Origin of the sequence: Feifania hominis (genome assembly GCF_014384765.1) — a bacterium.
GTDB classification, from domain to species: domain Bacteria; phylum Bacillota; class Clostridia; order Oscillospirales; family Feifaniaceae; genus Feifania; species Feifania hominis.
In genome coordinates, this window is record NZ_JACRSP010000007.1 from 1 (window position 1) to 13,357 (window position 13,357).

Consider the following 13,357-nt stretch of genomic DNA (forward strand, 5'->3'; position numbering starts at 1 on the left):
GCGACATCGCATTCCCGCGTGCCATATGGCCCCACAGCGCCGGTGTCAAAGTATGTAGTCTGCGTCCCGTGGCCGGGGTCTAACCAGAGTTTCATGGCTATTCTCCCTCTGTGGTGTCGGTCACTTTCTGCTGCGTCAGATTCTGTACCGGCTTTACCACCGTCTCAAACACGCCAACCGCTGCAGCGAGTACCACAAACACATTCACCACAGCGAGGAAAATACCGCTCACCGTAAAATCCCGCAGATACAAAAACTGAATCCCCGCCTCAATGACCAGAGATGCTGCGAGTGCGATCCACTTCGGATCAATGGAAACATAACGCTTGATGACCTGTGTAATCAGCGTAACGGCCGCCGAAGCACCCGCAAACGTAGCAAGATATTCCCATGTGAAAAACTCCTCCATATTCAATGTCCCCTTTCTTCATCTGCCGTCGTCTCAAGCACCGTGATGCGGTGCTCATGGTCGTCAATTCTCTCGCAGAGCTTCTGGTCCGTGTCGTTCAAATCCCGAAGCTGCTCCTTGTAGCGCAGCTTAAAGGCCTCGAGCCCCGCGACAAACGAATCCATCTGTGTGGTCAGCCGGGTCAGTGTGCCGTTGAGCTTCACCATCGGCGCTGCCACCGCCGCGATCAATCCCACCAGCGCTACGATCACCGTCACCACGCCCCATTCTGTCATGCCGCTCCCTCCCGTCAGGCGTAAACCTCGCTCGTGATTTCCTCATACTGCTCTTTCGTAATGATGCCTTTGCGCACGGCTACCTTTACCATTGATTTTGACCAAAGCTCTTTTTCATAGTTCTTTCTGATCGTCTCAAAGTTCATCTGTTCGTCCTCCTCAAACCGTCTCTTCATCCGGCAAACTGGACATTGCTATAAATTCCAGAGCTGCCGCCGTTCTCTCTTCTGCGCTCGCTTCTGTGCTCTCCTGCGGTGTGTTCACAATCTCCTGAATGGCGGCGATTGCCTCGTCTTCCGTCAAAGCGGAATCCAGATCGTACAGGCTCCGCATGGCGTTTAAATTCTGCACGGCAAAGGCCACTTCTCCCGCCTCGTCAGTCTCAATGATGTGAACAAAAGTCAGAACGGCCGGGAACCGTTCCAGCATCGCCTCGGGAGTTGCCAGCGCCCCATTGGGGAACATATAGGTTTTTGTCCCGGTGTATTTCTCTATGATTTTCATGTGTTTTTTTCCTTTCTCATCTTATTTTTTAAGACACCATGTACACGTCCACTCTATTGCTGAAACTGCCAGTATAACCTCCTGCGAACAGTGCAAAGTTTCCTACCGTTGTTCCGGCCAGTTGATCTCGCGCTTCACCCAGTGCTGTAGGGGTCGTACGGGTCAGGCTTGCATCGTATGCGTCGACTACAGTGCTATATCCGCCGCTGGAAAATCCCCCTGCGAACAGTGCGTAGCCCTCTACTGTCGTTGCCGCCGGTCGATATCGTGCTTCACTCAGTGCTGTAGGGGTCGTACGGGTCAGGCTTGCATCGTATGCGTCGACTACAGTGCTATATCCGCCGCTGGCATTACCTCCTGCGAACAGTGCGTAGTCCTCTACTGTCGTTGCCGCCAGTTGATATCGAGTTGTGCTCAATCCTGTGGGAGTAGTACGGGTCAGGCCCGTATCGTATGCGTCGACTACAGCGCTACTGCTGCTACTGCTGATTTGGCCTCCGCCAAATAGAGCATAGTTTCCTACGCTTGTTGCTGCAAGGTCACATCGTGCTGTACTCAATACTGTGGGATTGGTACGGGTCAGGCTTGCATCGTATGCGTCGACTACAGCACTAAACCCTCTGCTGTTGTATCCCCCTGCAAACAGCGCATAGTCCCCTGCCGCTGTTCCCGCCAGTTGAGTTCGTGCCGCGCTCAATGCTGTGGGATTGGTGCGGGTCAGACTTACATCGTATGCGTCGACACCGGACGAATAATTGCTGCCATATCCCCCCGCGAACAGCGCATAGTCCCCCGCCGCTGTTCCCGCCGGTTGGGTTCGTGCTGCGCTCAATGTTGTGGGATTGGTACGGGTCAGGCTTGCATCGTATGCGTCGATTACATTGCTATTGTTTGTTGTCTCTCCCCCGCCGAACAAGGCGTAGTTTCCTACGCTTGTTGCTGCGAGGTGCTGCCGTGCCACACTCAGCGCCGTAGCCGTGCCATAATACACAAGCTCTCCGCCGCTCCAACACGGTCTTGCCACACCGCCTACTCCAACATAGGCTTTGCGGATTTTGCGAGCTATTCCGACCGTTTGTTCGGTGATCTCATATGCCTCTGTGTGAATAATAAGCCCGGAATAAGATACGGCTGTCCTAATGCGGGAGGTAATCATTGTTTCGACACTATCAGAGCCGAAACTACCATCGGGCCACCATTTTCCGATTATGTCGGCAGGAGAAGAAACGAGTGTGTCTAGTTCTAAGGTAGCAAATCCACCATCTTGATCGACATGATAATGTGTCGCGTAATACTTGTTGGCCAATGCCATAAACGGCATACCCGCAGTGCTTAACAACTCCGGGCCATACACATTCTTACCTATGCCGATATAGCCCTTTTTAACTTTGCGGGCTACACCATCCACCCCGATATAAGCTTTTTTCGCCATAGCGTTTCACCTCATTCGTACACGAAGTACAGCTTCCCGGTTTCTAGCGTACTTACACCAGCCTCCAAATCGGTTGTGCCGTAGGTGTAAGCAGGCGCTTTGTCGTTGAGTGCTGTCTGGGTCGCCGTGCTGATCGGCTTGTTCAGATCGCTCGTGTTGTCCACATTTCCAAGTCCTACCTGTGCGGCAGTGACACTGTGCGGATTTCCAGTGTTGCCCGTGTGCGCCGTCAGACTGGTCTGCACCGCCGCGGCGCTGCCCGCCGGGTCGGCCCCCACCTGTGCAGCTGTCACGGCATGGGGGTTGCTCTGGCTGCTGATATGCCCCGGCACTTCGGCCAGAGCCCCGTTGAATGCAGTCTCCGTTCCGGAGTAGCCGCTCTCCACTGCCGCCTGATAAGCACTCTTGCCGTCTGCTCCCGCTACGCCCTGCACTCCCTGCGGGCCCTGTGGACCTGCGGGGCCCTGTTCTCCCTGAATTCCCTGCGGCCCGGTCGCGCCGGCAGCGCCTGTGTCTCCTTTCGGGCCCTGAATGCCCTGCTCACCCTGCGGCCCCTGGATTCCCTGCTCGCCCTGCGGCCCCGCCGGGCCCTGTTCGCCCTGCGGGCCGGTCGGTCCCTGTGCACCCGCCGGGCCCTGGGGTCCCTGCGGGCCCTGAAGCTGACCAAGGCTCACCCAGTCGCTCTCCTGCTCCGACCAGATGTAGATGTTCTTATCCGCTGAGACCTGATAGGCGTATTCATTGCCCGACGGATATGCAGTCTTGAGTTCTCCCAGCGTCGGGTAGACATCCTGAATCTGAAAGCTCCGTCCATCTGCGCCGTCGTCTCCCTTGACCCCCTGCGGACCCTGTGCGCCCTGTGGTCCCACCGGGCCCTGCGCGCCCGTGTCGCCCTTGGGGCCTGCCGGACCCTGAATACCCTGAATGCCCTGTAGTCCCTGCGGACCCTGTGCGCCCTGCGACCCGGTCTCACCCGTGTCTCCCTTGTCGCCCTTTGGCCCCTGAATCCCCTGCGGACCCTGAATACCCGTTGCTCCCTGCGGACCCATCTGGCCCTGTGCTCCCTGTACGCCCTGCGGGCCCTGCGGTCCGCGCACAGACACCGGCTGCGGCGCAATCGCCGTGCTCTGAATGGTAAATGACATCACGCCGTTTCTGTCAATCTCCGGCACGATCACCGGTCCGGTCTCTCCCTGAATTCCCTGCGGGCCCTGCAGTCCCGTGGCGCCCGTGTCTCCTTTGTCGCCTTTGTCACCCTTGAGCGCGCGCACTACCGTGACGCCGCCGCTGTCCTTTATTTCGGCTGTGAGAAACTGAAGCCGGCTCCTCTGGGGCAGCTGCGTCCCGTCCGCGTCCACGATGATGTGTCCGCTCGACCCGGTTGCCTGCCAGCTTGTCCCGTCGCTCGATGTCTCCAGCACGCGGTCGCTGTTGAGACGAATGTAATTGATGTCCTCCGACAGCACTGCCTCATCCAGTTTCCGCCCGCCCTTTGTGCCGATCTGTCCCGCCGCCGTCGATGCCTCAAGCTCGTCGATCAACCCGTTGACAGCCGCCTTGACCTCCTTGTCTGTCCTGCCGTCAAATACGGCCTTGAGCTGTGCTGCTGTAATACCGGCCTCACTGGGCCGATCTGGCAAATCTTTGACGTTGTCCGCGTATAAATTCAATTTCTTCTCTGAAAAGCTCATTCCTTATTGCCCCCTCCGCGCCAGAATTCTCTGTGCATCTCTCTCGGCGGCCATGCGCAAACCGGCGTCACCTGACCCACCCGCTTCCTGACGCATGATCTGCGCCGCCTGTTGCGCTGCCGCCTGTTCCATCGGATCTGCGGGCATTTCTTCCTGCACCAATCCTCCTGCCGCATCAATGCCCGTCACCGGAGCCATCTGTGAAGCTGCCGCCGCCCGGAGCTGCTCTACAATCTTGTTTTTGTTTCGGATATACTTGTCCGGGATACTCTCCAAATAGGTCACGGCGTCCGTGATAATCCCCTTTGTGAACAGGTTGTCCATGGTCTGAATCTGCGTCAGTTCGCTCCAATAGCTCGAAGCGCCGACGTCCACATTGATCTCCATAGCCTCGAGGTCAAGTGCAGCAAAATCCACCTGTCCCGTCGTCTGCTGGCCGCTCAGCGTGTCTGTCATCTCCACTTTTCGAACGCCGTAGTCCGCCCGCATGATGTCGATCATAATCCTCACGCTGTCCTCAATGAGCTGATAAAATGACAAGCGCTGCAATTCCAGCGGAGCAGAGCTTGCCTTTTGTACGGCAATGATCGCCGAGGTGTTGTCCGGCTTGACATTTCCAAGCGCTGCATCCGATGCACCCATGAACTCTTTCGTGTAGGTGATGATGCGGTCAACGAGTTCCATGACCTGTCCCGACATATCTGCGCCACGAAAGCTCGCTGCAATCGCCTCGTTGGGGTTGCCCTGCACCGCTACAGCCTCGCCCACCCGATTTGTCCATCTGGGTACTTTTGTTATGTCGTAAAACAGCTTTGGAAAGGCCATTGCCTTTTCATGGTGAATGGCCATGGCAAAAAGCTTGTTGACTGCCACCTGATTGGGAATGAGCCCCGTCATGGGCGACACGCCGTGGTAGCTGCTCTTGCGCCGCTCCCAATTCATATAAGCCACCGGGTACAGCCGGTATCCCGTGTCAGTCGGCTTTTTTATCACCGTGTCCCGAGTGCATTTCATAAAATGCACCGTGCCCTTTTCCCTCCACAGCTTGACAAGCACCGTCACAAGCCGATCGCCGCCGCTGTCCTGCTCACTGTAAACACTATCGTCATCCGGCCGGATTGACTCGGCATCCACTCCGTTTTTCTGTGCCTCAGCGCGAACATTGTCGATGTATTCGCGCTTGACCAGTATGAGATAGGGCTGCTTCTGAACGTCCGCCCCATACGGGTTGCCAAATAGAATTTTGGTGTTGTCCACAAGTTCAACGGCGATCTCTTTGCTCTCCGGGTCGAAGTAGAAATAAAAGCAGCCGTCACCGTCCACTGCGCAGTCTCGAATGAGTTCACGCCCCTTTGCCTTGAGTTTAGTGCGCTCCATCACACGCTCAAGCTCCGCTCCAGCCAGCTTGACAGACTGTTCGCTGCCCTGCTCAGAAAAAAATGGTCTCAATGAGACCGCAATGTCATCCGTCGACAGCATGGAAATGAAATAGGTGCACACCCGCTTGAAGATATTGAGAACAGGCTTTTCCAGATCAGGCGCATTGAGACCTCTCCACTGCTCGCCAATGTAAAACTCTTCGTTTCGTCTGACGGTTTCATAGAGATTTAGACTGTCATTGTATGCACGCGCTTTCTCGTATTCCGCCCACACCTCGGGCGGTGTCTTTTTGATCGGAATTCCGAACGTGTCTTTATCTGTCCGGGATTCTTTTTTGCTGAAGTCCTCAGTCTTCAATCTCTCTTTGCCCCCTCTCTGTGCCGTCGTAGTTGAAGAAATTCTCAAACTGTCTCAACATTCGGGTGGGAGGGGCATTCTCTTCGCCGCCCTTTTGTACCTGCTGCGGCACCCACAGACTGCGGAAGCACAGAAGCGTGACAAACGCGCCCAGCAACACCCCGAGCAGCACCAGCAGCACCGCCAAAAAGTAAAACATCTTTAACACTCCTTTCAAAAACAAAGGGGAAAATCCGGTCAAATCGCCCATTGCGCTTTATGCCCTGTTCTGTTAGAATGAAATTCAGAAATCAGGGGGGTGACGCAGTGAACGAGAAAGAACTGCTTGAGCAGATCGCGCTCCTGCTCGACAGACAAAGCGAGCAGTTAAACGACAAATTCTCAAAGATCGACGAGCGCTTTGAAAAGATTGACGAGCGCTTTGCCGCTCAGGAATCAACCATCAGTCGTCTTTCCGACGACCTGTCACAATTCAAGCGGGATGTCGCAAATCTGTTTGAGCGACAGATGCAGGCTACCATTGACAGCGAGACCCGCATCAACATCAAGATTGAAAACGAAATTGGTAAAAAGATCGATGCGCTTTTTGATGGTTACAAGCTCAACTTTGAGCGTCATGAAGAGCTTAAAGATCGAGTTGATTCTCTGGAAGAGCGTGTAGACCGGCTGGAAACGGCTGTATAGCGCCCTCGTCGCGTCAAACTCCGCTTCCTCCGCCCGGCTCATCGCCGGGCATCCGTCCGCTTCGTTGCCGCTCCTCCTCCCCACCGAAACTACGGTTTCGGCGGGGGCCCCAATACTGCCCCTGCGTGTGGGGGCCCCACTGCCGCCCGGCTTTGTTGGGCGGCCTTTTTATTTTCCCACTCGTCAGCGTAAACTCCGCTCAGCTCCGCCGGTCTTTCTGCGAAAGTCCCGGCATCCGCCCGCTCCGTTACGCCTCCTCTTCCCCAACGAAACATTCGGTTTCGTTGGGGGCCCCAAGAGAAACCTCACTTGACCGGCTTGACAAACCGATACCTCTTGATGATTCCATATACTCCGAAGCCCTCGCCCACGGCGTCGTTTTTCACAATAATCTGTGCTGTGATATACTTTTTGACTTTCGTGTTAAAAGCTACAACCTGCGGCGCATCATTGGTGTTAAAGGAAAATCGCGAGAAATCCAGCTCATTCCAGTCGAATATATCCATCTGCGCATATCTGACTTCTCGCCCGAAATCCTGATCTGTGCGGATTGTCACTTTGACCGACGAGCGCAGATAGGGCTTAATCATCACGCCGGACCCCTTTTTTACAATGGTCTTGCGCATCATGAAATTGCCGTCGTCATCTGCTTTGGTCGACCAGTAACACACAATTGCCTGCCCGTCGTCGCTGTATCGGTCCATTGTCACACGGTCCGTGTTGAAACGGCATATCCGACCGTCAGCCGTCCCGAAAAACAGTTCGCCGTCATGCTCCATGAAACAGATTGCCGGCACATTCTCCCAGTGGTAACACTCGTAGATATAGTCGCCCTGTGACTGTGGCCTGTAGCTTTTATTCTGCTTGCCGTCAAGAATGTAGCAGTGTCCGTTTATCGCCAGCACATAATAGCCGTCCCAAACCGTCGCGACCGCATTTTCGAGCCCCTGCTCCTTTGTCAGAGCTGCGTCAACATAGTAGCTGCGGTTCTGAACAGTTCGCTCCTGCGCAACATTCGTCGAAGTGATGCCATAAATCCCCGTGCGCGCCAGAAAGAGCGGTTCATCAAGCAGCGTGCCAAACGCCCGTGCAGACACGGCCCCGACGCCGGTAATCCCCTGTTTGACCGGAAATACTGCCCTGCCGTCAACCAGATTCGCCGAGCGCAGAAAGACCGTCGCGTCCTGGTCATTGTCCTGTTTGATGATGCCGAGATATTCGCCGATACGGCAATATCCCATGATCGCCGTCTGATCCGTACCGATCTGCGAATAACCAAGGTCCGGGAAATACGTCGGGTCGTCCAGCCCCGAATACCAGTCCACAGAGGGTTCATCCGGGTTTCCTGCCACAAAGACACGGTCGTTTTTCCCCACGCCATAGAGCGCGAAACGGTCACATTTGCATATTTTGTCTGCCTCCCCCTCAACCGTCTTGCTGTAGGTGATTTCTACATTGTCGCGCCCAGTCACGGCGGGTTTTGCCGGAACTGTGGAAAAAGTCACGGTTCCTTTCTCTCGATCTACTGTAAAGTCCGTTGTCTCTACAAGGTCAACCCAAGTCGGCTCGTCGCCGGTGTCATCCAGCTTTTTGGCCGTCACTGCCGTCGTGTCCAGTCCCTTTGCGGCAAGTACATACTTCTTTGTCGTGCCGTCCGCGCAAAAACTCTGTGTGCGCTTCGGCGAAAGCAGGTTGACATCCTCATAAGCCGTGCCATCGCCCGCGGGTGTGCAGCCGATCATGACAGTCGGCACGTAGGCTGATTCCGACACACTGCTGACCGTTTCTCCATCAAAGACCAGATATTCCGCTCCGGTCAGCAAATAGAAGCGGTTTTTCATGGTAAAACCACAGGAACGGGCATTGTTGATATTCTCCTTGAGAAGCGCCAGCTCCCACTCGCTGCCAGAATCCGGGGACTGTGATTTTTCTACCCTGTACAGCTTTGTTCCAGCGTGTACAAGGATGAACTCTTCCGGAGGGAGCAATTCCACCGGGTCGGTCTCTTCTTCTCCATCCGTCGTCGGTGCTTTCGCTGAAATCACAGTTCGGAATATCCCATTGACGGGCGCCGTCATCGCTCCGCCATCTGCCCCCGTCTCTGTCGCAGTGCATAGCGTGCGCCACCCGAGACGTTTTTCTGGGTTTCCGCCAGAATCCGAGATGAGGTTTGGCGCATACGGCGAGTGGGCGTTGTCGATGAGTGCCGGGTCAGTCGACATATCCACACCGCGAAACGTAACGTACTTCGTCACATATAGCTTTGGGCTTCCAGTCGGTATCTCAATTTGCTTCAAGGCAGTCCTCCGCCTCCTCATCGTATACGTCAATAATGTCGCCGGGCACTGCGCGTGATGCTGCGTTGACAGCCGTCACATACAGCGTATGGAAATACGAAATCTTGCTCATGTCATCGTCATCATAGGCGAATTTTTCCGCAAGCCCATACGCCAGCGCCGCCGTTGCAAGCTCCGGCTCCCACTCTACCTCATCGGTCAGTTCCAGAGTGACAGGTGCTTCCAGCGGCTCTTTCCCCTTTGCCAGTCTAATGGTGTCATTGGCTCCAACCGTTTCCTGAAGCAAAATCACAAGCTGCCCCGGCGCTACCGTTCGATAGTCAGAGGAATCGGTTTCAAACATCAAGTCCAGCGCCCTCTTGTAAATATCCTGATAAACCATTACTGCTCCTTTCAGAAAAAGGGGGCGGAAAACCGCCCCCCTCTCTGTTGAAATCATGCCGTCAGCGTCGTCTCTGCTACCGGGCTCGGATATGCGCCGTCTTTGTAGGCGTATGCCTTGACCACGACACCCGCTCCAGTACCCGCCGCAGTGCCCACCTGTGCGGTGTGGCTGTAGCGCGGATCGCTGCCATCGATAGTGAACTTCACCGTCGCGCCGGACGGCGGTGTGATCGCTCCGGTCGCTGCCGCAATGGTCGGGGCCGCAAGCACCGTGCCCTTACCGGATGTGGTGTCCACCTCTACATACACGCCGTCACACTTCGCGCCGAAGACAAAGCAGTCGTAATACTGCCGCCCCTCGAGGAGATTGCCCGAGATGCCGGGCGGGTCCTGATGAAGTTTGGTGTCATTGAGCTTGACCGGCGCCGTCGCGGAGTTTTTGTAGACAATCATGAAATTGACATTGGCCGGCCATCTGCCCGCCGGAACCTTAATCACCGCCATGTTGTCGTACTGGCCGACCTGTCCCTTTGCCAGCGCTGTCTTTGCAAGCTCGTCCACACCGAGAAACTCGTCCGAGTGCTTGAGATACTTGTAGGTCGTGTTCGACACGTAGAGCGTGCGGTTGTCCTGCGGAACCTCCTTGTCGTCAAGATACAGCGTGCCCTCGCTGATGCGGTCGCAGACGTTGGTCTTTGAGAGTGCTGTGCTGTTGCCGACTACCTTGCCCGCTTTCTGCGCCAGCGCCGCAAAGACATATTTGTCCATAGTGGGCACAGCCCGCTCCGAAATCTGAAGCGCGAGCATTTTCCCCGCCGCCTTGAGACCGTTCTGGTCAAGGTTGTTGCCCTTGTCCACAGTGAGAGAAAAGCTCTTGTCCTGCGTCAGCGTCATCTCCTGAACGATGTCCTCCATCTCGACCGGCGTGCCATAGCGGTTGGAACCGGTACGGGTGTAGTCGTTCATGGGTACGGTCTGCGGAGTCATAACCTTGACGGTCTTGACGCCCGAAAAATCGTACTCGGTGGAAAGCCGCCCCGCAATGAGCGACTGGGTCGTAAATACAGTCTGAATTTTGTTTGCGTACTTGTCATGTAAATTGATTGCCATTTAAGTTTAAATCCTCCTCTTCTTTTGAGGCTACCGGAAGACCGCGTCAAAGCCCTGCAAAAACGGGTCTGACTGCGTCTCACCGGCTCCCTCCATACTCCCGATAGCCTTGCTTCGGGTCTGCTGTTGTTTTTCCATCTCCGCGAGTTTCGTCTTAAGTTCACGGTTCTCCCACGCCCGATAGGCCGAGATCAACGGCTCACCTGCCGCAGCAGATACAACCACTTCCTCTGGCAGCTTGCGGACATCCGGGTAGAGCTTGACAAACTCCGCAAGCTCTTTTTTGCGGGTCTCGTCGCGTGTCTCGCTCTCTTTGTGCGCGCTGCTGCCCTCCCGCTCTTTGTCAGTGCGGGAATCATCAGCGACTCCATCTGCCGCCCCGCCAGAGGTTGCAGTAGCACCCGTTTCCCTTGTAAGCTCGGCACGCTCCAGCTCCGCGCGCGCCCGTGCTTTCGCCAAGTCCGGGTCTGCGCCGATCTTTGTCAGCTCTGCGGCGCGCCGGTCGATCTCAGCCTCACGGTCTGCCGTTGTAAGCTGGGCAAGATATGCCTGTTGTGTCAGTCCCCGTCGCTCGGCAATCTGCGCCACCTGTCGTCCAATGTCCGCGTACTTTCGTGCCTCGTCGCGCTCCGCCTTAACGTGGTCGTAATTCATGCCTTTTTGGGCGTTTGTGATGAGGTCTGCAACGGATAAAGCCATCTCTTTGCCGTTGTACTTGACCGTATAGGTCTGCTGTTCCGGCGATACAGGCGAGTCTTCCGGCTCCGCTGGTTTTGCGGGCTCCTGCTCGCCGGCGTCGTCCTGCCGCATTTCTTCCCCCTGTACCTGCAAAGTATCGGTGCGGGCTCCGTCCTGCTGCGCGTCTGATTGCGCGCTGTCCTCCGGCAGAAAAACCTCCGAAAGATCAAGCGCCTGTTCTGCTGTCTGATTGGTTTCCTCAAACATGCCTAAGTCCCCTTTCGCCGCTGGTTTCGCGGCTTTTTTGTATATAAAAAGAGCCCCCGCCCCTCAAGGCTGAAGCTCTTTCTACCGATGTTTAGCTGTCTATATCCCATTCGTCGCGTCAAACTCCGCTGCCTCCATTCGGCTCGTCGCCGAATATCCGTCCGCTCCGTTGCCGCTCCTTTTCCCCACCGAAACTGTGGTTTCGGCGGGGACCCCATTTGTCTGTCATAATCCATAGCTTAAAAAGCCGTTTACCTGATCGTCGTAGGGCACATAGTCCTCATCTCTTTCAACCGCTGCTTCCGCCGGTCTCGGCCTGCCCGCGAGAAAGTACCTGATCGCGTCCGGCCCGTGGGTGTACTCGTGCGGCTCGTCTGCCACATCATTTGGGTTGTGCGGGTCAACCAGCAGCGCCGGCATGCTCTCAATGAGATGCTCACACCCCCGGAATACCACAAGCCCCGCTCTCTTTACGCCGTCCACATCCAGCCGCGGCCTCAGCCACTCCTTGACGTTGTACCAGCCCTGCACACGGTCGTTGTTCGCCTTTGCCAGATACACACCCTGCTCCGCAAACAGCTCGGCGACGCTCTTGCCTGTCTCCTGCCGCCGGTTCCACATGTCCGGCGGCGCAAAATATGTGTTAATCTCATCGTCTGCTGCCAGTTCCTTTACCGCCCGCGCCGCCTGCGAGACAATCAGCCCGCTCTCGCAGTGCTCGCGGTACACATATGCCCGCCCCTGCCCGTCCAGCGCAATGCAGTAGGCCGCCAGCATGTCAAGGCCATAGTCCATCGTGACATACCGCCGCCACCCCTCGGGAATCGGGAACGGCTCGCAGACGTGTACCGCCTCGTCCCACTCGCTGAAATACTGGCCGTCCGTGATGTCCCAGCTCCCATAGAGCAGCGCCTTGCGATCCCGCTCCGAGAGGTTCTCAAGCCGCCTGATATACTCCGGGTCGTGCTCGAGCAAAAAGCGGTTGTCCTGTACCCGCGACGGGATGAACATGCGCGTCCCGCCCTTAAAGCTGTGCACCACATCCGGCGCACCAATGGAGATAAAACGCTTCTTCACCCACTGGTGCCCCACCGAGCCGGGGTTCGTCGATGACTTGACGTGCTTGGGAAAATCATTCGCCCCGCGCACGCGCGAGATCAGATAGAGATACATCTGCTCTGTAAAGTGGGTCAGCTCGTCAAAGCGGATGACGTCATATTCCGCCGACTGGTATTTGTACACATCGCTCTCGCTGTCACAGTAGCCAAAATCCAATATGGAGCCGTTGCGAAAACGTCCCACATGCCCCGAGCGGTTGTAGCTGTATACCTCGCGCGGGTAGAGATCATACGACACGCGAATCAGGCTCTTCTCCAGCTCCGGGTAGGTGCGCCGCAGCATGAGCTGCTTCGACCCCGCGTATTTGAGGGCAAACAAAAAGGCGTCAATGAGCTGTCCATAGCTCTTGCCGCCCCCCGCCGCACCGCCGAAGAGCACCTCGTCCGCCTCTGCCCGGATAAACGCCGCCTGCCGCGGCGTGATCTCAATGTCCATCGTCCAGCACCCTTATCGTGACCTCAAACGCCGAGTGGGCGTCAAGCTCACCGTCAATGGGTTGGGTCGGCCTGCCGTATACGCGGTCCATCACAGCGCCCGCGCAGTCCAGCCGCAGCTTGAGCGGCGCGCTCTCGTCCGCCATGGTCTCAATGAGCAGCCGCGCCGCGTCCGCCGTCGCACCCTTGAGCATCTCCTTTACCTCATCCGGCATGGGGGGCCTCCCGCCTCCGGGGTTGCCCTTTACAAATCGCCCCTTTTGGTCTCGCCCCGTTTTGCTCCCGTTTTTCGGCACACTATCACCCCCTCAAAAAATATTTGAAATAAATTCACAT

General features: G+C 56.3%; 15 protein-coding genes. 1 reads left to right on the forward strand and 14 read right to left on the reverse strand.

Annotation, left to right across the window (positions count from 1 at the left end):
- Positions 1-97 precede the first annotated feature (97 nt).
- From H8695_RS11235 to H8695_RS11270, 8 genes are read right to left on the reverse strand one after another with little or no spacing between them, the layout of a single operon-like run.
- Complete coding sequence (locus tag H8695_RS11235; RefSeq protein ID WP_249301772.1) at positions 98-409, reverse strand: hypothetical protein; 312 nt, start codon at positions 407-409, stop codon at positions 98-100.
- A gap of 2 nt (positions 410-411) precedes the next feature.
- The gene (locus H8695_RS11240; protein WP_249301774.1) at positions 412-684 is read right to left on the reverse strand and encodes a hypothetical protein; all 273 of its coding nucleotides are present in this window, start codon (positions 682-684) and stop codon (positions 412-414) included.
- A gap of 14 nt (positions 685-698) precedes the next feature.
- On the reverse strand, positions 699-860 hold the full coding sequence (locus H8695_RS11245; protein ID WP_249301776.1) for an XkdX family protein: 162 nt from the start codon (positions 858-860) through the stop codon (positions 699-701).
- Complete coding sequence (locus H8695_RS11250) at positions 844-1,188, reverse strand: hypothetical protein (RefSeq protein ID WP_249301778.1); 345 nt, start codon at positions 1,186-1,188, stop codon at positions 844-846. The genes H8695_RS11245 and H8695_RS11250 overlap by 17 nt, the downstream gene beginning before the upstream one ends.
- A gap of 28 nt (positions 1,189-1,216) precedes the next feature.
- A complete protein-coding gene (locus H8695_RS11255; protein WP_249301780.1) occupies positions 1,217-2,620 on the reverse strand; it encodes a Kelch repeat-containing protein in 1,404 nt (467 codons plus the stop codon).
- A gap of 11 nt (positions 2,621-2,631) precedes the next feature.
- Positions 2,632-4,260, reverse strand: a complete 1,629-nt coding sequence (locus tag H8695_RS11635) for a collagen-like domain-containing protein (protein WP_283243707.1) — start codon at positions 4,258-4,260, stop codon at positions 2,632-2,634.
- A 54-nt stretch (positions 4,261-4,314) separates the two neighbouring features.
- Positions 4,315-6,048 (reverse strand): hypothetical protein, encoded by a 1,734-nt coding sequence (locus H8695_RS11265; protein WP_249301782.1) that lies wholly within the window; start codon positions 6,046-6,048, stop codon positions 4,315-4,317.
- A complete protein-coding gene (locus H8695_RS11270) occupies positions 6,038-6,247 on the reverse strand; it encodes a hypothetical protein (protein WP_249301784.1) in 210 nt (69 codons plus the stop codon). Before H8695_RS11270 ends, H8695_RS11265 begins: the two co-directional genes overlap by 11 nt.
- 107 nt (positions 6,248-6,354) lie before the next feature.
- Here H8695_RS11270 and H8695_RS11275 point away from each other — a divergent pair, with 107 nt between their 5' ends.
- Positions 6,355-6,732 (forward strand): hypothetical protein, encoded by a 378-nt coding sequence (locus H8695_RS11275; RefSeq protein ID WP_249301786.1) that lies wholly within the window; start codon positions 6,355-6,357, stop codon positions 6,730-6,732.
- Between the two features lie 305 nt (positions 6,733-7,037).
- Here the strand turns inward: H8695_RS11275 and H8695_RS11280 are convergent, their stop codons facing one another.
- From H8695_RS11280 to H8695_RS11305, 6 genes are all read right to left on the reverse strand, one after another.
- The gene (locus tag H8695_RS11280) at positions 7,038-8,777 is read right to left on the reverse strand and encodes a hypothetical protein (protein ID WP_249301788.1); all 1,740 of its coding nucleotides are present in this window, start codon (positions 8,775-8,777) and stop codon (positions 7,038-7,040) included.
- 238 nt (positions 8,778-9,015) lie between these two features.
- Positions 9,016-9,411, reverse strand: a complete 396-nt coding sequence (locus tag H8695_RS11285; protein WP_249301790.1) for a hypothetical protein — start codon at positions 9,409-9,411, stop codon at positions 9,016-9,018.
- Between the two features lie 53 nt (positions 9,412-9,464).
- Positions 9,465-10,523 (reverse strand): N4-gp56 family major capsid protein, encoded by a 1,059-nt coding sequence (locus H8695_RS11290; protein WP_249301792.1) that lies wholly within the window; start codon positions 10,521-10,523, stop codon positions 9,465-9,467.
- A gap of 30 nt (positions 10,524-10,553) precedes the next feature.
- Positions 10,554-11,468 carry a hypothetical protein gene (locus tag H8695_RS11295; protein ID WP_249301794.1) on the reverse strand — a complete coding sequence of 305 codons (915 nt, stop codon included), beginning with the start codon at positions 11,466-11,468 and terminating at the stop codon, positions 10,554-10,556.
- A 225-nt stretch (positions 11,469-11,693) separates the two neighbouring features.
- Complete coding sequence (locus tag H8695_RS11300) at positions 11,694-13,022, reverse strand: terminase large subunit domain-containing protein (protein ID WP_249301795.1); 1,329 nt, start codon at positions 13,020-13,022, stop codon at positions 11,694-11,696.
- A complete protein-coding gene (locus tag H8695_RS11305; RefSeq protein WP_249301797.1) occupies positions 13,012-13,236 on the reverse strand; it encodes a hypothetical protein in 225 nt (74 codons plus the stop codon). Before H8695_RS11305 ends, H8695_RS11300 begins: the two co-directional genes overlap by 11 nt.
- Positions 13,237-13,357 lie beyond the last annotated feature (121 nt).

What these genes read in the sequence shown, in the direction of transcription:
- H8695_RS11250 (WP_249301778.1), bottom strand. Translation starts at nt 1,188, where the DNA reads ATGAAAATCATAGAGAAATACACCGGGACAAAAACCTATATGTTCCCC.
- H8695_RS11295 (WP_249301794.1), bottom strand. Translation starts at nt 11,468, where the DNA reads ATGTTTGAGGAAACCAATCAGACAGCAGAACAGGCGCTTGATCTTTCG.
- H8695_RS11240 (WP_249301774.1), bottom strand. Translation starts at nt 684, where the DNA reads ATGACAGAATGGGGCGTGGTGACGGTGATCGTAGCGCTGGTGGGATTG.
- H8695_RS11255 (WP_249301780.1), bottom strand. Translation starts at nt 2,620, where the DNA reads ATGGCGAAAAAAGCTTATATCGGGGTGGATGGTGTAGCCCGCAAAGTT.
- H8695_RS11245 (WP_249301776.1), bottom strand. Translation starts at nt 860, where the DNA reads ATGAAGAGACGGTTTGAGGAGGACGAACAGATGAACTTTGAGACGATC.
- H8695_RS11270 (WP_249301784.1), bottom strand. Translation starts at nt 6,247, where the DNA reads ATGTTTTACTTTTTGGCGGTGCTGCTGGTGCTGCTCGGGGTGTTGCTG.
- H8695_RS11290 (WP_249301792.1), bottom strand. Translation starts at nt 10,523, where the DNA reads ATGGCAATCAATTTACATGACAAGTACGCAAACAAAATTCAGACTGTA.
- H8695_RS11285 (WP_249301790.1), bottom strand. Translation starts at nt 9,411, where the DNA reads ATGGTTTATCAGGATATTTACAAGAGGGCGCTGGACTTGATGTTTGAA.
- H8695_RS11305 (WP_249301797.1), bottom strand. Translation starts at nt 13,236, where the DNA reads ATGCCGGATGAGGTAAAGGAGATGCTCAAGGGTGCGACGGCGGACGCG.
- H8695_RS11300 (WP_249301795.1), bottom strand. Translation starts at nt 13,022, where the DNA reads ATGGACATTGAGATCACGCCGCGGCAGGCGGCGTTTATCCGGGCAGAG.
- H8695_RS11235 (WP_249301772.1), bottom strand. Translation starts at nt 409, where the DNA reads ATGGAGGAGTTTTTCACATGGGAATATCTTGCTACGTTTGCGGGTGCT.